The sequence below is a fragment of the Novosphingobium sp. genome (assembly GCF_036733805.1).
In the GTDB taxonomy this organism is placed as follows: domain Bacteria; phylum Pseudomonadota; class Alphaproteobacteria; order Sphingomonadales; family Sphingomonadaceae; genus Novosphingobium.
Genome location: NZ_DAIMZT010000063.1, coordinates 1 through 18,277, shown reverse-complemented (window position 1 = coordinate 18,277; position 18,277 = coordinate 1). Strand labels below are relative to the sequence as shown.

Here is an 18,277-nt window from a genome sequence, read left to right as displayed (position 1 = left end):
CATGATTATCGCCTGCTCCGACAGCCGCGTGGATCCGACGCAGATCTTCGATACCGATCCGGGGGAGATATTCGTCGTGCGCAATGTGGCCGCGCTCGTCCCTCCTTTCGAGACCACGCCTGGTCACCATGGTGTCTCGGCGGCTCTCGAGTTTGCGGTACAAGTGCTCAAAGTGAAGGAAATCGTGGTCCTGGGCCACGGCATGTGCGGTGGCTGCAAAGCCGCTCTAACTCAGGAGTTGCGTGGCACCGAGCCCGGCGAAGGAGGCTTTATCGCTGACTGGATTGCCTTGTTGGACGATGCACGCGGCCCTGTTGCCGAAGAGTTCGGCACTACCGGCCGTTCGGCAGAGCGGCAAATGGAACAGGCCGCCGTCAAGGTCAGCCTGGACAATCTGATGACATTCCCCTGCATCCGTCGAAAGGTGCGCGATGGCGACTTGCGGCTGCGTGGCACCTTCTTCGCTATTTCCGACGGCGTCCTGCACCTGATGGATGATGTTGACGGCACGTTTCAGCCACTGTCCTGAGGACAAGGTTTGTCCATCGAGAGACAACGCTGTCCCTGAGGGACAATGAGAAAGGGCGACGGGTTTTCCGTCGCCCTTTCTGTGTCAACTGGTCGGAATATTCCGTTTATTGCGTGGCGGTTGCCGAAGCGGCCGGTGCGGACTTGCTCTTGGCATAAGCGCTCCACATCTTCGCAACCGGAGCGCGCGTGCCCGTCACTTTCGCGAAATTCGCTTGAGCATCGGCGTATTTGCCCTGCATAGCCTGAGTCATGCCCAACCGAAGCGTGACTTTGCTGGCATCAACCCCCGGCATGCTCAGCGCCTTGGCGTAGAATGTCTCCGCCTTGGCCGGTTCGTCGTAGCTGAGGAAGACGTCGCCTGCTCCCGTTACTGCGCCCACGGATGCCCCCGGCTTCATGGCCTGGTTGGCAGTGGCCGGCAACGAAGCCTTGTCGGCCGCCACGCGCGCGGAGGTGTTCGCCTTGTCCGCTGCGATCTCTGACGCCGTCAGCTTGCCCTTAGCCAAGCCGTCCTCAATGATCTTTAGCGCCTCACCGGGATAAGCGCGGGGATCGACGTCCTCAAGATAGAGGAAATAATCCCGCTTTTCAGCCATGGCGTTGGTCAGGTACTTAAGCCGCATCAGATCGATGTCCTGCTCACGCGGAAGATGGGCCAGCTGCCCCACCACGCCGATCGCGACGCTCCAGGCGCCGGGGTAGTACTGCGCCAGCATCGCGGCGTATTCGGTCGACGGGCCGACCTGCTTGGCGTCATATGCCTGCTGCAGCGCGTTGCGGAGAGATGTCTCACTAGGCGCCACGCCTTTGGCCTGCGCCGCCGCGATCTCCTCCTTGGACATTTGCAGCGCGGCGTCAGTGTTGCCGCTGCGCTTGTAAGCGTCAGCCAGAACCATATCGAGCTGATTGTTGGGATCCACGTAGCCGGCGTCCTTCGCAGCCTTCAGGTACTTGGCAGCCGATGCCCAATCCTTCAGCTGATAAGCGGTCACGCCCGCATCGAAGTTAAGCGTGCCGGCCATCTGCCCCTGAACCTTGCCGCTTTCCAGCATCAACAAAGTGCCACGCTGCTTGGTGGCCAGATCCTGCGACAGAATGCCGTAATTGCGTATCATAGATCCAAGGGCCTGCTTGTCGTCAGGTGTGGTCGCACTGGGCACGGCAGCTTCGAGCGCGGCTTTTCCATCACCGCCCAGCGCTGCGTCGATCTGCGACTTGGCGGCGGCGAAATCAGTCGGCTTGGCGCCGGCGGGAAGCTTGGAAGTGGCATCGCTCATCGCCTTTTCGATAGGCGCGGCAGCCTTGCGGAATGCGTCGGAGAAATTGGTGGCTGCTGCCTTTTCCTTCTTCTCCGCCATTGCAGGCGAGGCCGCGGCGACGGCCAGGCCGCTCGAAAGAGCAATGGCAAGAGCAACACGAGAAACCACGAACCTGCGAGCCATCAAGGCCACTCCTTCTCCAAACAAAACAATTGCACCCGCAAGCGGGTAGAAACAGACCGGTAGTGGCGGCGAAATCCCTACTTGGCAACCTTGCCGTGGCATTAGCCATACGCCACTGAACGCTGATTGAATGCAATTCGTCGCAGCGGTCAGATTGCGCCTACGGGCTTCTTGGCACTCTATGCCCTTTAAGTGTGGAAAACGCCGCGTGCCCTGGCTGCCCCAGCCTTCGGATGGTGGCAATCGGTTGTCGCTTCGCCTAGGGCGGTTCATCACCCTTTCCACAGACAAACGGCGACGTACCCCGCGTGAGCGACGACATCGAGAATAACGAGCACACCGGCCCCGAAGGCGAGTACACCCGAGTCGACATCGTCGACGAGATGAAGACGAGCTATCTCGATTACGCGATGAGCGTGATAGTCAGTCGCGCGTTGCCTGATGTGCGCGATGGTCTGAAGCCCGTTCATCGCCGCATTCTGTTCGCCAGTCAGGAAGGCGGCTTCGTCGCCGGGCGGCCATACCGCAAGTCCGCCAAGATCGTCGGCGACGTGATGGGTAATTACCATCCCCATGGCGACGCAGCTATCTATGACGCGCTGGCGCGTATGACTCAGCCGTGGTCCATGCGTCTGCCGCTGGTCGATGGTCAGGGCAACTTCGGCTCAATGGATCCGGATCCGCCAGCTTCGATGCGCTATACCGAGGCGCGCCTGGCCCGCGTGACTAATTCCCTTTTGGACGATCTTGACAAGGATACCGTCGATTTCGTCGAAAACTACGATGGGTCGCGGCAGGAGCCGTCCGTTCTCCCGGCGCGTTTCCCCAACCTGTTGGTAAATGGCGCTGGCGGTATCGCGGTCGGCATGGCGACCAATATCCCACCGCACAATCTAGGCGAAGTCATCGACGGCTGTTTCGCGATGATGGAGAATCCGGGGATCACCTCAGAAGAACTTTTTGAAATCATTCCGGGCCCCGATTTCCCGACCGCGCCGTTGATCCTTGGATCAAGCGGTTCCCGTGCGGCTTACACCACCGGGCGCGGATCGATCGTTCAGCGCTGCCGCCACATGATTGAGGAAGGTCGGGGTGATCGCCGCTCCATCGTCCTGACCAGCATTCCCTACCAGATAGGCAAATCGGGCCTCGTCGAAAAGATCGCGGAGGGCGCCAAGGACAAGCGGATCGAAGGCGTTTCCGATATCCGCGACGAATCGAACCGCGAAGGCGTGCGGGTAGTCATCGATCTGAAGCGCGATGCTTCACCGGAAGTCGTTCTCAACCAGCTCTGGCGAAACACCCCCGCACAATCGAACTTCCCGGCCAACATGTTGGCCATCCGAGGCGGCAGGCCGGAAATTCTGTCACTGCGGGATATCATACAGTCCTTCATACAGTTCCGCGAACAGGTCATCACCCGGCGGACCAAGTTCGAGCTGAATAAAGCGCGTGACAGGGCACACATTTTGCTCGGTCTGGTCGTGGCGGTCTCCAATATGGACCAGGTCGTGGCGATGATCCGGGGATCGTCGAACCCGGCTGATGCCCGCGCCAAGCTGCTCGCCAAGGAATGGCCGATCGGCGAGATCGCGCCGTATATTCGGCTGGTGGAAGCGATCGAACCCAGTGCCGAGGAAACGGGTGGCGCTTATCGACTGTCCGAAACGCAGGTGAAGGCCATCCTTGACCTGCGCCTGCACCGCCTGACCGCCCTTGGCCGTGACGAGATCGGGGAAGAGCTGAAGCAGCTCGCCCTTGCGATCGAAGAATATCTTTCGGTCCTGGCCGATAGAGTCAAGCTTTACAAAGTGATGCGGGACGAACTTCAGGCAGTGCGTGATGCTTACGCAACGCCGCGCGTCTCTGAAATCACTGCTGCGTTCGACGGTATCGAGGACGAAGACCTGATAGAGCGCGAGGACATGGTGGTGACTGTCACCATGGACGGTTACATCAAGCGCACAGCCCTCTCCACCTTCCGGGCTCAGAACCGGGGCGGCAAGGGCCGCGCGGGCATGGCGACCAAGGAAGAGGACGCGGTGACGACGATGTTCGTCACCTCCACGCATAATCCGGTCCTGTTCTTCTCCACCGCCGGCAAAGTCTATCGCATGAAGGTCTACAAGCTGCCGGAAGGCGGGCCGACCACGCGCGGACGGCCCATCGTGAACCTGCTGCCAGCGCTCGACCAGGGAGAAACGATCCAAACCGTCTTGGCCCTGCCTGACGATGAGGCGGAGTGGAGCAAGCTCTCGGTCGTTTTTGCCACTGCGAAGGGCAATGTGCGCCGTAACAGCATGGATGCCTTCGCCAACATCCCGAGCAATGGCAAGTTCGCCATGCGCTTTGATGAAGGCAGCGACGATCGCTTGATCGGTGTCGCCCTGCTCGAACCTTCGGACGATGTCCTGCTTGCCAGCCGTCAGGGCAAAGCGATCCGCTTCGCCGGCGATGATGTGCGTGAATTTGCCAGCCGAACGTCAACCGGCGTGCGCGGCATGACGCTCAAGGATGGGGATGAAGTGATATCGCTCTCGATTCTTCACCGCGTCGGCACGACTTCGGAGGAGCGCGAGGAATATCTCAAGTTTGCGCCTTGGAAAGGCGAAAAGGAAGGTGAAGCCGCGCTTACAGCAGAGCGTATGGTCGAACTTACCACACGTGAACAATTCATTCTTACTGTCTGCGCCAATGGGTACGGAAAACTCTCGTCAGCCTACGAGTATCGCCGCACCGGCCGCGGCGGCCAGGGCATTACGAACATCGACAACATCGCCCGTAACGGTCCGGTCGTAGCCAGCTTTCCGGTCACTCAAGCTCAACAGCTCATGCTTGTCACGGACCAGGCGAAGCTGATCCGTTTGCCGCTGGAATCGCTGCGCGTGATCGGCCGTGGTTCGGCGGGCGTGCGCCTGTTCAACGTCTCGCGCGACGAGCATGTGGTCAGCGCGGTTCGGCTTGACGAAGAGCCTGAGGAGGAGCTCGGCGCGGCCGAGACACCTGTTTCTGATGGCGCGGACAGCACGGAATGAGCGAGCTGTCCGCTCACGAAGCTGTCGCCTACAAAATACTCTCGAGCCGGCAATTGAAAGATCTCTTGTCCGCCGGGACATTTGCCGGCGCACCGGTGGACATCGCGGATGGATATATTCATTTGTCCACCCTCGGACAGGTGAAAGGCACGTTGGACAAGCACTTTGCCGGCCAAGATGACCTTCATATCGCCGCCGTGGATCTCGCCGTGCTGGCAGACGCGGTAAAGTGGGAAGTGTCACGCGGCGGTGCGTTGTTTCCGCACCTGTATGCCGTCTTGCCGCTTTCAGCAGTCATCGCGCATGGACCGATCACGTTCGATCGCACGGGCGCGCTCCTTCTGCCGGATATTGAAGTTTCATAGACGTCCCGCGGCCTTTTCGCCGGGTTGGGGACAAGCTAGACCGAAAACCATGAATCCTGACGTTCATATCATCGGCGGCGGCCTTGCCGGTAGCGAGGCCGCCTGGCAGATCGCCCGAAGGGGCTTCCATGTGCGGCTATCCGAAATGCGCGGCACCGGCGAACGCACGGCAGCCCACCACACAGATGCCCTAGCCGAACTCGTCTGCTCCAATTCCTTCCGCTCCGACGATGATGAGAAGAACGCCGTTGGCCTTCTGCATCATGAAATGCGTCGCTGCGATTCGCTTATCATGGCCGCCGCCGCCAAAGCGCGGGTTCCGGCAGGATCGGCGCTCGCCGTCGATCGGGATGTGTTCTCGGCTGAGGTCGAGGGGCAGCTCGCAGCTCTTCCGACCTTGCAGATCGTGCGGGAGCGGATCGACACGTTGCCATCGAACGGCCTCGCCATTATCGCCACCGGCCCCCTTACCGCCGAAGTCCTGGCCAGCTCGATTGCCCAAGCGACAGGCGCGGATTCTCTGGCTTTCTTTGATGCGATCGCTCCGATTGTCTATCGAGAGACAATCGACATGGACATATGCTGGATGGCCTCGCGCTGGGATAAGGGCGAGACAAAGGATTACATAAATTGTCCGATGGACAAAGAACAGTATCTCGCCTTCCATCAGGGGCTGCTTGATGGCGAAAAGACCGTGTTCAAGGAGTGGGAAGCGAATACGCCCTATTTCGACGGCTGCATGCCGATTGAAGTCATGGCTGAGCGCGGTCTCGACACGCTCCGTTTCGGGCCTATGAAACCGGTCGGCCTTGATGATCCGCGAACAGGGCGCTGGCCTTACGCGGTCGTGCAGTTGCGGCAGGATAACAAGCTGGGCACGCTGTGGAACATGGTCGGCTTCCAGACCAAGCTCAAACACGCGGAGCAAGTGCGTCTGTTCCGCACGATTCCGGGCCTGGAACAAGCGGAGTTCGCCCGGCTCGGCGGGCTTCATCGCAATACCTTTCTCAACGCCCCGCTTCTTCTCGATCGCGAGTTGCGGCTGAAATCGTCACCGCATGTACGCTTCGCCGGCCAGATAACCGGTTGCGAAGGCTACGTAGAGAGCGCTGCGGTGGGATTGATGGCCGGCCTGATGACGGCCGCACAACTCGTTGGTCGAAAATGGGAGGCGCCGCCTCGTACGACCGCCCTCGGCGCGCTGCTCTCCCATATTACCGGCGACGCGGAGGCGGAAACATACCAGCCGATGAACGTGAACTTCGGCCTGTTTCCGCCATTGCATGACGTGAAGAAGAAGCAACGCAAGGAAGCCTACACCGAACGCGCCAAGCGGGATATCGCTACGTGGCTGGCAAACTTGCCGCCAGAGGCCTGAGCTACCTTGCGCAGGAGCATTTCGGCTTTGGCTTTGGCGGAGGCGCCGTGGTGCGAAATTCAGCGGCGGTAAGATACTGGTCGTGATTGATATCCGCTTGACCGAATTTATCGGCCGTGGCCACGGCCCATTCCTCGAACGTCAGCAGATTGTTTCCGTCCTTGTCGAGCTTACGAAATGCGTCCGCGCGGGTGGAGAGCATTTCGTTGCGGCTGATGCGTCCGTCTCGATCGCGGTCATAACGGCCGAAGCGACGCTGTTCGCGAGTTAGTTCAGTGGCCTCGGGCGGCGCTGGCCCGACCAGACCAGTGATGTCGGCCGCGCTGGCGCTCGGCAAATCGGCAGGCCCATGGGATGCGGCCGGGTCAGGCGGCGGTGCGCCCTTTTCAACTTCAGCGCGTCCCTGAAGCCAGAACAAACCGATGCCGACCATGACCAATGCGGCCAGGCCGCCGAGGAGAAAACGATTCATCGTGAGCTATCCTTGCCTTAGAGCCTGGATAGCCTCTCGCATCCATTCGACGGAAATTACATATCTTTAATATTGCGGCACCGGGTCAGAAACCCAGCAATCCAAGCCGTAATGCCTTGAGCATTGCAGCCGGGGATATCGCGGCTCCGGTATTCCCGCGGTCCAAGTTATGGCGCGCCAATCCGCTGAGGACCAGCAACGGCCGCAAGGATCGCGAAACGCGCGGAAGAGGTTCTCGCCTCTCAATCGCCACAGATGAGGCGGCAGCCCGTTCCTCGGAATTGCCGAGCCGGATCGCAACATCGGCCAGGCTCCATTGCGAGCCCAATCGCCGGGCAGACTCGATTTCTCCATCGCGCTGCAGCACTTGCGCCAGGGCCGCAAAAGCATCGCCGCGCCCTTGCGCCATGGCCTGTAAGGCTTGGGTGGGAAGTGGAGCCGGGCCGGTCATCGCCTCCCAGCCATCAACCAACGCCGTCAATGCACCGTGTTGGCCATTCCAACTGCGCAACGCCACGAGCAACGGCTCACCCGCCGGCCACTCCGCGCTATCCCGGCCGAGAGACTCTCGCCACCAGGAAAGTCTCAATTGCGCCAGCATCGGCTCGCGCGAATGGCGCAGGAGCCCAGCCAGCCGCGCGTCCAACGCGAAAAGCGATAGGACAGGCAGGTACGCTGTTTTTGAAGCGTAAGCTAATGCCAGGCGTGAAGCGACCGGCAACGATTGGATAAGAACGTCTTGTCCAGCTCCCGCAAATCCAGTCTGAGATTGCCCGTTCAGCGGTAGCAGACCTTTCTGACCGCCTCGACAACGCGCGCCGCATCAATCAGCGCGGCCTTTTCGAGGTTGGCGGCGTAAGGCAGCGGCACGTCCTCGTTACACACGCGAACAACCGGCGCGTCGAGATAGTCGAACCCCTCCTCCATGCAGATGGCGGAAATTTCCGACGCGATCGAGCAAACCGGGAAACCCTCTTCAGCTACGACCATCCGGTTGGTTTTGGCGAGGCTCTCCAGCACCGCCTGTTTGTCAAGCGGGCGCAGTGTACGCAGATCGAGCACTTCGGCCTCGATGCCTTCACCTGCAAGCGTTTCCGCAGCCTCCAGCGCCACACCCACACCGATCGAATAAGATACGATCGTCACATCCTTGCCTTCGCGCATGACACGCGCCTTGCCGATCGGCAGGACGTGATCGTCCAGTTCGGGCAGCTCGAAGCTGCGGCCATAGACCAGCTCATTCTCGAGGAAGATGACCGGATCCTCGCTGCGGATCGCGGCCTTGAGCAAACCCTTCGCGTCGGAGGCGTCGTAAGGCGCTATAACCACCAGCCCCGGCACGCTTGCATACCATGGACCGTAATTCTGTGAGTGCTGAGCCGCCACGCGAGATGCGGCCCCGTTAGGGCCACGGAACACGACGGGACAGCGCATCTGACCGCCCGACATGTAGTTGGTCTTGGCCGCTGAGTTGATGAGGTGATCGATCGCCTGCATCGCGAAGTTGAAGGTCATGAATTCGACGATCGGACGCAGGCCGGCCATCGCCGCACCGGTGCCAATGCCGGCAAAGCCATATTCGGTGATCGGCGTGTCGATTACACGCTTGGGACCGAACTCTTCGAGGAGGCCCTGCGTGACCTTGTAAGCGCCCTGATACTCGGCGACTTCTTCACCCATGACGAAAACGCGCGGATCTCGGCGCATTTCCTCCGCCATGGCATCACGGAGCGCTTCGCGAACCGTCGACGTCTTCATATTGGTGCCTTGAGGAATCTCTGAATTTTTGCGCGGCTGGACTTTGCTCGCGAGTTGGGCGGTCCCGCTGTCAGGCTGCGTCGAGCCGGCATCAAGGACGCCGGATTCTTGCGCTTTTTCCGCCTTTTCCGGCGCTTCTACCTTCGTCGCCGGCGCTTTTACTGCAGTGGCATCCTCTCCCTCGCCGGCCATTACCGCAATGATCGTGCCGACCTTCACACCCTCGGTCCCCTCAGGCACGAGGAGCTTGCCTACCGTGCCTTCATCCACGGCCTCGAATTCCATCGTGGCTTTGTCAGTTTCGATTTCAGCAAGGATGTCGCCGGAGGAGACCTCATCCCCTTCCTTGACCAGCCATTTCGCAAGTTTGCCCTCTTCCATCGTGGGAGAGAGCGCAGGCATTTTCAATTCGATCGCCATCAGTAGCTCTCCACCAGCACGTCGGTATAGAGTTCCGCCACTTCCGGCTCCGGCGAACTCTCCGCGAAATCGGCCGCTTGGGCGATCTGTGCGCGCACGCGTTTGTCGATTTCCTTCAGGCTGGCTTCGGCAACACCCATTTCGATCAATTCATTCTTCGCATGTTCGATGGGGTCCCGCTTTTCCCGCACGTCCTGCACTTCCTCACGACTGCGATATTTAGCCGGGTCCGACATCGAATGGCCGCGATAACGATAAGTGTTCAGTTCCATGAGCACTGGGCCGTTCCCTGCCCGCACATGCTCCAGCGCGATCTCGGCCGCTTTGCGAACCTCCAGGACATCCATGCCATCAACTTGCATGCCCGGAATGCGAAAGGCGGTGCCGCGACGGTAAAAATGCGTTTCGGCAGAGGATCTCTTGACGGCGGTTCCCATCGCGTACTGATTGTTTTCGATCACAAAGATGATCGGCAGCTTCCACAGCGAGGCCATGTTGAAGCTTTCATAGACCTGGCCCTGGTTGGCCGCTCCGTCACCGAAATAGGCTAGCGTAACACCGCCGTCTTCGTTGTACTGGTGGGCGAAGGCAAGTCCGGCGCCGAGCGGCACTTGTGCGCCGACGATGCCATGGCCACCATAGAACCGATGCTCCACGCTGAACATGTGCATCGAGCCGCCCTTACCCTTCGAGATGCCGGAATGGCGGCCGGTTAACTCGGCCATGATGACCTTGGGATCGATTCCATAAGCCAGCATGTGACCATGGTCACGGTAACCGGTGATGACGGAATCCAGCCCGCCTTTAAGTGCCGATTGCAGCCCCACCGCCACGGCTTCCTGGCCGATATAAAGGTGACAGAAACCGCCGATCAGGCCGAGACCATAAAGCTGTCCGGCCTTTTCCTCGAACCGCCGGATGAGCAGCATCTGCTCATACAGATGCAGCAGTTCCTCCTTACCGGCCTTATAGCGTCGATCAGCCGCATGGGCCTGCTGCAGGCTTCGAAGTGCGAAATCATCGTCATCAACAGATACGGCGGTGTTTTCGCCATTCGGCGCGTCACTCTTGGCTTTCGGCAAGGGGGGCTCCCCATCGTTGGTGCGGTCGATTCCCGGCGATATAAGCAACCACTGCCGAAAGCGGAAGCTAGGCGATGAAAATTACAATTTTCGCAAAAGCCGGTATTGCCCGCCCATCCTTCAGGGCAGCAGCATCACCATCTCGTCTGAACGCGCGACATTCAGATTGCTCCGCAGCAATTCGCCTGCCAGATCAGGGTCAGCCTTACGGGGATCCAGCAATTCCACGCGATTTCGCAAACGATCGCGCTCAACACCCAAGTCCACCAACTTGGCGCGACGCTGTTCCAGCAATCGCTGATTTTCCCCCCATGCGATAAGACCGCTCGGCCCGGCAATCGCATAGAGCCCCATCAGAAGCAGAACAGCAAGCGCCATCCCCTGAAAGAGGCGCTCCTTAGCTATGTTAGGCTCTGCCCGCATGGTCCTCATGGAAATCCATAGAATCACAAGTGATTCCACGTTGCAAGCTTAATTCATAGAGTAGCGCAGCCCTTAAGCCCATCGACGCATAACTTGGGCGGCGCGATGAAACCTACAATTGATGTTGATAACTCTCGCACGGTGGCTCTGGGAACCAAATCATCCCTCGCGCAGGCACCACCGCGCATTTTGCATTCGGCCGGCACCCTGCTACGCGCGCGCTGATGCTGACGATCCGCGACATAACCGTGCGCCTTGGCGGGCGTGCCATCCTTGACGGGGCGAGCGCCACGCTGCCTCAAGGCGGCAAGATCGGCCTGATCGGTCGCAACGGCGCGGGCAAGTCCACCCTGGTCAAGACCATCATCGGCGAAATCGAGCCGGACGGTGGGTCCGTGGATATGCCGCGCCGCGCGCGATTGGGTTATATCGCGCAGGAAGCACCAAGCGGCACCCGCACACCGTTTGAAGCTGTGCTGGATGCCGATGCCGAACGCACTGCGTTGCTTGCCGAGGCGGAAATCTCCACCGATCCTGATCGTTTGGGCGATGTGCATGAGCGTTTAATCGCGATCGATGCTTATTCCGCCCCTGCCCGTGCTGCTCGCATTCTCGTCGGCCTTGGTTTCGATGAAGCGATGCAGGCACGCCCGTTGGACAGCTTTTCCGGCGGGTGGAAAATGCGCGTCGCTCTAGCCGCGCTGCTGTTTTCCGCCCCGGACGTGCTACTGCTGGACGAGCCTTCCAATCACCTCGACCTCGAAGCGACCCTGTGGCTGGAAAACTTCCTGCAAGGCTATCCCGGGACATTGCTCATCATCAGTCACGAGCGGGATCTGCTCAACACCGTGGCCGATCACATCCTGCATCTTCAGGCCGGCCGGCTGACCCTTTATCCCGGCACTTACGACAGTTTCGAACGACTGCGCGCAGAACGTAACGCCCAGGCCGCCGCGGCGCGGGCCAACCAGGACGCGCAGCGCAAGAAGCTGGCTGACTACGTTGCGCGCAATTCCGCCCGCGCCTCCACCGCGAAGCAGGCGCAATCGAGAGCAAAGATGCTGGCGAAAATGCAGCCGATCGCGGCAATGATCGAAGACCCCGCGATGAGCTTCGACTTCCCCAGTCCGGAAGAACTGCGCCCGCCGCTCGTGACCATGGATCTGGCCGCCGTAGGCTATATGCCAGGAGAACCGGTGCTGCGGCGGCTCAACTTGCGTATCGATCCAGAGGACCGCATTGCGCTGCTTGGCCGTAACGGCAATGGCAAGACCACGCTGGCGCGCCTCTTGGCCCGGCAGTTGGAACCGATGGAAGGATCGATCAGCTTTTCGCCGAAGATCCGCATCGGCTATTTCACGCAATACCAGGTTGAGGAACTGCCCGCTGCATCGACGCCGCTGGAACTGATGACACGTGCCATGGTTGGCAAGCCCCCGCTCGCCGTGCGCGGCCAGCTCGGCCGCTTCGGGTTTTCCGGCGACCGCGCTACGGCCGAGACCAGGACTCTTTCTGGCGGTGAACGCGCGCGCCTAGCGCTGGCGTTGGTAACGCGCGATGCACCGCATTTGCTTATTCTCGACGAGCCGACCAACCATCTCGACGTGGATGCTCGCGAGGCGCTGATTCAAGCGTTGAACGTGTTCGATGGCGCGGTGATCTTGGTCAGCCACGATCGGCACATGGTGGAGCTGGCGGCTGATCGCCTGGTGTTGGTGGATCATGGCGCCGCAGAAAATTACGACGGGTCTATAGAGGATTACATCGACTTCGTACTCGGCCGCAATCAGCCAAAGCCGGATCAGAAACTCGTCAAAGCAGACAAGAGCATGCGCAAAACCGGCGCCCTTGCCCGCGAAGAACTCAAAGCGGTTCGCCGAAAGGTGACGGAAGCGGAAACCCGGATAGCGCGCCTCCAGAAACAGCTGGCTATGTTAAACGCTGCACTGCTCGATCCCGAGGGCGCCGGCGGCGAGATCAAGGGGCTTGGACTTGGTGAGATGGGCAAGCGCCACACCGCAACGTCACGGGAGCTGGAGGAGGCGGAACTGGCCTGGCTGGAAGCGAGCGAGGCCCTGGACGCAGTGATGGCCGGCGGTTGAGGCGCTGATACAATTATTGACATATCATTGTCGCGACTTCGCCATGATTGACATCTAGGAGGCAGATCATGTCGCAGTTCACGAGCCATAAGCGCCTTCTCGCCTCGATCCACGATGTCGGCCCTGGCTCCGAACGCCAGGTCGAGCAACTTGGCGCTTTGCTTGAGGCACGGCTTGGAGGTCCCCGTTTCGCCATGTTGGTGGTTCCCGATCACTGGGCCCGTCATCCACTACGCGAAAACCATGCCTTTCAAGCCAAATTGCGCGCGTGGGCGGACGCGGGCATCGAGATGTTCGTCCATGGCTGGTTCCATCGCGACGTCGCAGAGCACGATGGCCTGGCGCGATGGAAGGCCCGTCATATGACCGCTGGCGAGGGAGAATTTCTGGGCCTCGATGAGGTGGCGGCGCTGCAGCGCATGCACGATGGCAAGGCGCTGATCGAGGATATCATTGGTCGGGACTGCGCCGGGTTTATCGCTCCGGCATGGCTTTACGGTAAAGGCGCCCGCGCAGCCCTGAAGCGGGCGGGTTTCGCACTCGCGGAGGACCATTGGAAGGTGTGGGATGCGCAATCGGAAGCCGTGCTGCTAAAAGGCCCTGTCATCACCTGGGCGAGCCGCTCGGCGATGCGCACGGCGTCCTCGCTCGTATTCGCGGCTTTGGCAAGACAAGTGCTGCCCTGGACCCGGACTGTCCGCATCGCGGTCCATCCGGGAGACGTCACTAAGGACAGTCTCCTCTCCAGCATCGATGCCACCTTGCAATGCTTCGTCCAAACGCATCGGCCCTCGCGCTATGCCGACATTCGCGTCGGAAAATGATCGTGACGAACCTCATTTCTGCGTATGTCGCTGCAATGACGATGGCGGGGGAAGTCACAAACTCGAAACCCTTACGACATAAAGCTCCGCTGCTTCGGATTTGTAATATGCTGTCGCAAAAACTGCGGACAGCAAATAGTGGCGGCGTCTGACGATCATGCAAGGACCTCTCAGGATCACCATTCCGATCCACAGCTTGGACCCTGGTGGGGTGGAGCGCGTTGCGCTTGGACTCGCCACGGAATGGCAACAAGCAGGACATCAGGTCACTGTGGTTCTTGGTCGATCGGGCAGCACAAGCCTGTGCAGCGCCCCTCCCCTCGACTACTGGCAAATTCCCACCCGGTTTCCGACCGCTTCCTGGGAGACGCCGTGGATGGTGCATTGCCTGTTCAGCTATCTGCTCAGACATCGCAGCGACGTGCTATTCTGCCCAGGCAATACTTACGCGATCGTCGCTGCTGCAATGAAGCTATTGCTGGGCGAGCATGCCCCGCCTGTAGTGCTAAAGGTCAGCAACGCCCTGCATCGCCCTGATATGCCACCGATCATTCAGCGCGGTTATGCGAACTGGCTGCGCATCCAGGGCGCGCTGTTCGATCGCCTTGTCGGCCTTTCGGAACCGATGCAGCGCGAGATATGCGATACGACCCTGGCCTCGCCGGATCGCGTATCAGTGATTGCTAACCCAGTCATCACGCGCAAGCGCCTAAGCCGGCTCGCCAAGGTAGAACGGCGGCCTGCTTCGGTATGGCAGACCCGTTATCTTGCGGCGGGCCGCCTTGTGCCGCAGAAGAATTTCTCCATGCTGCTGCGCGCTTTCGCGCGGGCCGCGCGGCCTCACGACACACTGACGATTGTCGGCGAAGGCCCAGAACGCGACTCTCTGGAACGTCTGGCCGAGAACCTTGGTATTGCCACGCAGATCCAGTTCCCTGGCCACTTGCCCAGCATCGATCCGCTGATCGAGGAGGCGGATGTGTTCGTTCTCAGTTCCGATTACGAAGGTTTACCCGGCGTTGTGGTCGAAGCCATGGCCGCGGGCCTTCCGATCCTGGCGACCGATTGCTGCGTAAGCATGTCCTGCCTACTGGATCAGGGGAGGACCGGGATTGTCGTCGAACGCGGAGATGAACACGCGTTTGCTGATGGCCTCACCCGCATTCGCCAGTTCCAGACGGACATAAGCCGAGCACGCGCCATTGCTGCCACATACGAAACCGAAAACGCCGCAAACCGGTTCCTTGATGTGATGACGGAGGTCTGCCGAAGTCATCGCCATGAAACTGAGCGGCGGCGCCAGTTCCATCTCATGTCATCTCATGCCGCCCACCATCACTTGCATTAAGTCGCGTAATTACCGGAGAAATATGTGTCCGACACGACAGTCGCCCTGGCATCCGAAATAACGGTGATCGACGCGGCGGCGGCGATAGAACTGAAGCCTCAAGACCGCGGCGCTCATCGCACGCGCAACGCGGTCTTCTCGATCGTATTGTCATTGGCGGTGATTGCGGCGGTTCTCCACGAGATCGGCGGAGTGAACTTGCCTCGACTGCTGTCGATGGTGCCGGCGAGCATCACCTTCTGGCTGGTCTTTTGGGTCTATTACCTGATGACTCCGGCCAGCGAGTGGCTCATTTTTTACAAGCTCTGGCAGATCCCTCCCAGTGGGTTCCTCGCTTTGCTGCGTAAGAAAATCTACAACGAACTTCTGCTCGGTTATCTCGGCGAAGCCTATTTCTACACCTGGGCACGGCGGCGCGTTTCACTTGATGCCGCCCCGTTCGGCGCTGTCAAGGACGTTGCGATCCTCTCGGCAATGACCGGCAATGGCGTCACCATGGCCCTGCTGGTTCTCATGGTGCCTTTCCTCGGCGTAACCCAGCTAGGGTTGGACTCGCGCCCGCTTGCGCTCTCGCTCGGGCTGATATTAGGCATTTCGCTGATCGCGATGGTGTTCCGTCGCCGGGTGTTCACCTTGGCGCGGCGGGACCTGATGATGATAACCTGGGTTCATCTGGCGCGTATCGTTCTGTCCACGGTGCTGTTGGCGGTGCTGTGGCACCTGGTGCTTCGAGAGGTTCCGCTGTCCTGGTGGCTGTATCTCTCCACCTTGCGGCTCCTGGTTTCGCGATTGCCATTGATACCGAACAAGGATCTGCTGTTTGCGGGTGTTGCCGTGGTCATGCTAGGTCACGAAAAAGATATCGGTGAGTTGATGACACTGTTGGCTGGCCTTATTCTGGTAGCACACCTCGTATTTGGCGGCGTGATCGCGATCAACGATCTCGCCAATCCGGAGAAGCGCGCATGATGGCAGCGAAAGCGGCCGTGCCCGCCGTTCTCGCCCTGCCCCTGTTAGTGGCGGCGACAATGCCTTCGACTCCCGATCTGGGCAAAGCCGAAGCGCAGTGTCGTCCGGGAGAAAGAGGACCTGCCTTTTTGGTGGAAGTCAGAGGGCTCAAGGACCGGGTCGGCCGGCTTAAGCTGGAAGTCTATCCCTCGAACGATCACGACTTCCTTCAGGATGACAATATTCTCGTCAGCGCCGGAAAGACCTTTCGTCGCGTGGAGATGCCTGTGCCGGCTACCGGGACACCAGAAATCTGTGTTCGCCTGCCCTCGCCCGGTAGTTACGCGGTAAGCTTGCTCCATGATCGGAATGGAGACCGCAAGTTCAACTGGACCATTGACGGGATCGGCTTTGCGGGCAATCCGAAGCTCGGCTGGGGCAAACCAAGGGCTAGCAAGGCGACCGCCGTGGCCGGTAGCGGTCTCACGACGATTCAGATCGTGCTGAACTATCGCCACGGGCTGGGCGTAGCGCCCATCCGCAACGGGAAATAGCCGATGAAGATTGTGGACGTTTGCGCCTTCTACTCGCCCCGCGGCGGTGGCGTGCGTACATATGTCGAACAAAAGCTGAGGATCGGCCCTCAACTCGGCCACGAAATCGTGATCGTCGCGCCGGGAGATGAAGATGCCGTGATTGAACGGGGGCCGGGCGCCCGCATCGTCCAGATCCGCAGCCCGCGCTTTCCGCTCGACCGCAAGTATTGGTACTTCAATGAAGCGGAACGGCTCCATGCCGTGCTCGACGCCGAAGCGCCGGATTTCATAGAAGCGACCTCTCCCTGGCGCAGCGCGAGCCTTGTGGCCAGCTGGCCGGGATCGGCGCCCCGCAGCTTGGTAATGCATGCGGATCCGCTTTCAGCCTATGCCTATCGTTGGTTCGGGCCGATTTTCTCGCGTGAGACCATCGATCGCCAGTTCTCGATGTTTTGGGAGCATCTTCGGCGGAACAGCCGCAGTTTCGATCACGTGGTTTGTGCCAATGCGGACCTTTCCCGACGGCTGCGCGAAGGCGACGTTGCCAACACCATCACAATCCCCATGGGCGTGGAGCCAGGCTGCTTTTCCTCGCGGCACCGCGACTCCGCTTTGCGGGCCAGGCTGTTGGAGGCTTGCGAATTACCCGAAAGCGCGGCCCTGTTCCTGGCCATCGGACGGCTGGCGCCGGAAAAGCGCTGGCCCATGGTGATAGACGCGATGAGCGCAGCGGGACGGGACTTGCCGATCGGGCTGGTTATGCTGGGCGAAGGGCGCGAGCGGAGAACCATCTTGCGGCGGATCGCCGGCAACCCGCATATTCGGCTACTCGCCCCGGAAAGCGATCGCGCCGTCTTTGCCCGCATTCTGGCAAGCGCCGATGCGCTTGTTCATGGTTGCGAGGCGGAAACTTTCTGCATGGTCGCGGCGGAGGCTCGGGCAAGTGGAATACCGGTGGTCGTCCCTGATGCCGGCGGCGCGCTCGACCATGCAAGAGGCGGTGCCGGCCGTGCCTATGCCGCGTGCGACCCAAGCGCAGCGGCCGAAGCCATTCGCGAGATCGCGACCACACGCCCTCGCCCTCTTGCTTCAGCACGCACCATGGACCAACATTTCGAAGATCTGTTCGCAGTCTATGCAGCTACGGTAAGGACGGCACGGCGGGCCGCCTGACCGTGTTCAACTCAACGCCATTCCGGCCAGAACAGTCGATCCGCTTCGGGATTGCTGGGTGGTTCTTCGGGGAGCTGATCGAAGTGAGGCTCAAACCCCAGAAGCATATACATGTCCCGTTCAAGGTAAGGCGCAGCATCTCCCGCGCTCATATCGACACGAGCGCATTCCCCGATAACCGGAAGCTTCGTCCGAAACAGCCCTTTTCGCACGACTGAAAGCCCCTTGATGACGGCCGAACCGGGCCCGGCTACCATGCCGGTGCTAACGATCAAGCATTGTTGGAGGAATGTCATAAACCCGTCAAAAATAGCTGGGTGGTAGATCATGGATCGCGAAGACGGGCTCTGCAATCTTTAGAGCCTCGCACCCGAAATCGGAATCGAAGTGATTGAACGAACCCGCTGACGCGGGAGAGGCGTGAGTATTGGCTGGAATGG

Annotated in this window: 17 protein-coding genes; 10 read left to right on the top strand and 7 right to left on the bottom strand. The window is 60.1% G+C overall.

What is annotated here, in order from left to right:
• A partial coding sequence (locus V7D69_RS13235; RefSeq protein WP_333606029.1) for a carbonic anhydrase occupies positions 1–529 on the top strand: 529 nt, incomplete at its 5' end.
• 106 nt (positions 530–635) lie between these two features.
• On the opposite strand, the gene V7D69_RS13230 is transcribed toward V7D69_RS13235, so the two are convergent.
• Positions 636–1,973 carry a hypothetical protein gene (locus tag V7D69_RS13230; RefSeq protein WP_333606028.1) on the bottom strand — a complete coding sequence of 446 codons (1,338 nt, stop codon included), beginning with the start codon at positions 1,971–1,973 and terminating at the stop codon, positions 636–638.
• Between the two features lie 308 nt (positions 1,974–2,281).
• Between V7D69_RS13230 and gyrA the strand changes: the two genes are divergently transcribed.
• The 3 genes from gyrA to trmFO are packed head-to-tail and all read left to right on the top strand — an operon-like array spanning position 2,282 to position 6,751.
• A complete protein-coding gene (gene gyrA / locus V7D69_RS13225) occupies positions 2,282–5,008 on the top strand; it encodes a DNA gyrase subunit A (RefSeq protein ID WP_333606027.1) in 2,727 nt (908 codons plus the stop codon).
• Positions 5,005–5,373: a DUF952 domain-containing protein gene (locus tag V7D69_RS13220; protein ID WP_333606026.1), complete on the top strand. Its 369-nt coding sequence runs from the start codon at positions 5,005–5,007 to the stop codon at positions 5,371–5,373. Before gyrA ends, V7D69_RS13220 begins: the two co-directional genes overlap by 4 nt.
• Before the next feature lie 49 nt (positions 5,374–5,422).
• Complete coding sequence (trmFO, locus tag V7D69_RS13215; protein ID WP_333606025.1) at positions 5,423–6,751, top strand: methylenetetrahydrofolate--tRNA-(uracil(54)-C(5))-methyltransferase (FADH(2)-oxidizing) TrmFO; 1,329 nt, start codon at positions 5,423–5,425, stop codon at positions 6,749–6,751.
• Between the two features lies 1 nt (position 6,752).
• Here the strand turns inward: trmFO and V7D69_RS13210 are convergent, their stop codons facing one another.
• The 5 genes from V7D69_RS13210 to V7D69_RS13190 form a co-directional block, all read right to left on the bottom strand.
• Positions 6,753–7,223 carry an EF-hand domain-containing protein gene (locus V7D69_RS13210; protein WP_333606024.1) on the bottom strand — a complete coding sequence of 157 codons (471 nt, stop codon included), beginning with the start codon at positions 7,221–7,223 and terminating at the stop codon, positions 6,753–6,755.
• Positions 7,224–7,308: 85 nt separating this feature from the next.
• Entirely contained in the window at positions 7,309–7,869 is a 561-nt protein-coding gene (locus V7D69_RS13205) for a hypothetical protein (protein WP_324061968.1), read from the bottom strand.
• 131 nt (positions 7,870–8,000) lie between these two features.
• The gene (locus V7D69_RS13200) at positions 8,001–9,401 is read right to left on the bottom strand and encodes a pyruvate dehydrogenase complex E1 component subunit beta (protein WP_324061966.1); all 1,401 of its coding nucleotides are present in this window, start codon (positions 9,399–9,401) and stop codon (positions 8,001–8,003) included.
• Positions 9,401–10,483, bottom strand: coding sequence for a pyruvate dehydrogenase (acetyl-transferring) E1 component subunit alpha (gene pdhA, locus V7D69_RS13195; protein WP_324061964.1), 1,083 nt, complete (start codon positions 10,481–10,483; stop codon positions 9,401–9,403). Before pdhA ends, V7D69_RS13200 begins: the two co-directional genes overlap by 1 nt.
• A gap of 120 nt (positions 10,484–10,603) precedes the next feature.
• Complete coding sequence (locus tag V7D69_RS13190) at positions 10,604–10,915, bottom strand: FtsB family cell division protein (protein WP_324061962.1); 312 nt, start codon at positions 10,913–10,915, stop codon at positions 10,604–10,606.
• A 215-nt stretch (positions 10,916–11,130) separates the two neighbouring features.
• Between V7D69_RS13190 and V7D69_RS13185 the strand changes: the two genes are divergently transcribed.
• The 6 genes from V7D69_RS13185 to V7D69_RS13160 all read left to right on the top strand — a co-directional run bounded on the left by V7D69_RS13185 (position 11,131) and on the right by V7D69_RS13160 (position 17,837).
• On the top strand, positions 11,131–13,008 hold the full coding sequence (locus V7D69_RS13185; RefSeq protein WP_324061960.1) for an ABC-F family ATP-binding cassette domain-containing protein: 1,878 nt from the start codon (positions 11,131–11,133) through the stop codon (positions 13,006–13,008).
• Positions 13,009–13,076: 68 nt separating this feature from the next.
• Positions 13,077–13,832 carry a polysaccharide deacetylase family protein gene (locus tag V7D69_RS13180; RefSeq protein WP_324061958.1) on the top strand — a complete coding sequence of 252 codons (756 nt, stop codon included), beginning with the start codon at positions 13,077–13,079 and terminating at the stop codon, positions 13,830–13,832.
• 157 nt (positions 13,833–13,989) lie between these two features.
• Entirely contained in the window at positions 13,990–15,180 is a 1,191-nt protein-coding gene (locus tag V7D69_RS13175) for a glycosyltransferase (RefSeq protein ID WP_324061956.1), read from the top strand.
• A 24-nt stretch (positions 15,181–15,204) separates the two neighbouring features.
• Complete coding sequence (locus V7D69_RS13170; protein WP_324061954.1) at positions 15,205–16,149, top strand: hypothetical protein; 945 nt, start codon at positions 15,205–15,207, stop codon at positions 16,147–16,149.
• Positions 16,146–16,682 (top strand): DUF2141 domain-containing protein, encoded by a 537-nt coding sequence (locus tag V7D69_RS13165; protein WP_324061952.1) that lies wholly within the window; start codon positions 16,146–16,148, stop codon positions 16,680–16,682. The genes V7D69_RS13170 and V7D69_RS13165 overlap by 4 nt, the downstream gene beginning before the upstream one ends.
• Positions 16,683–16,685: 3 nt before the next feature.
• Entirely contained in the window at positions 16,686–17,837 is a 1,152-nt protein-coding gene (locus V7D69_RS13160; RefSeq protein WP_324061951.1) for a glycosyltransferase, read from the top strand.
• Positions 17,838–17,848: 11 nt separating this feature from the next.
• On the opposite strand, the gene V7D69_RS13155 is transcribed toward V7D69_RS13160, so the two are convergent.
• A complete protein-coding gene (locus V7D69_RS13155) occupies positions 17,849–18,094 on the bottom strand; it encodes a hypothetical protein (RefSeq protein ID WP_324061949.1) in 246 nt (81 codons plus the stop codon).
• Positions 18,095–18,277: the final 183 nt, after the last annotated feature.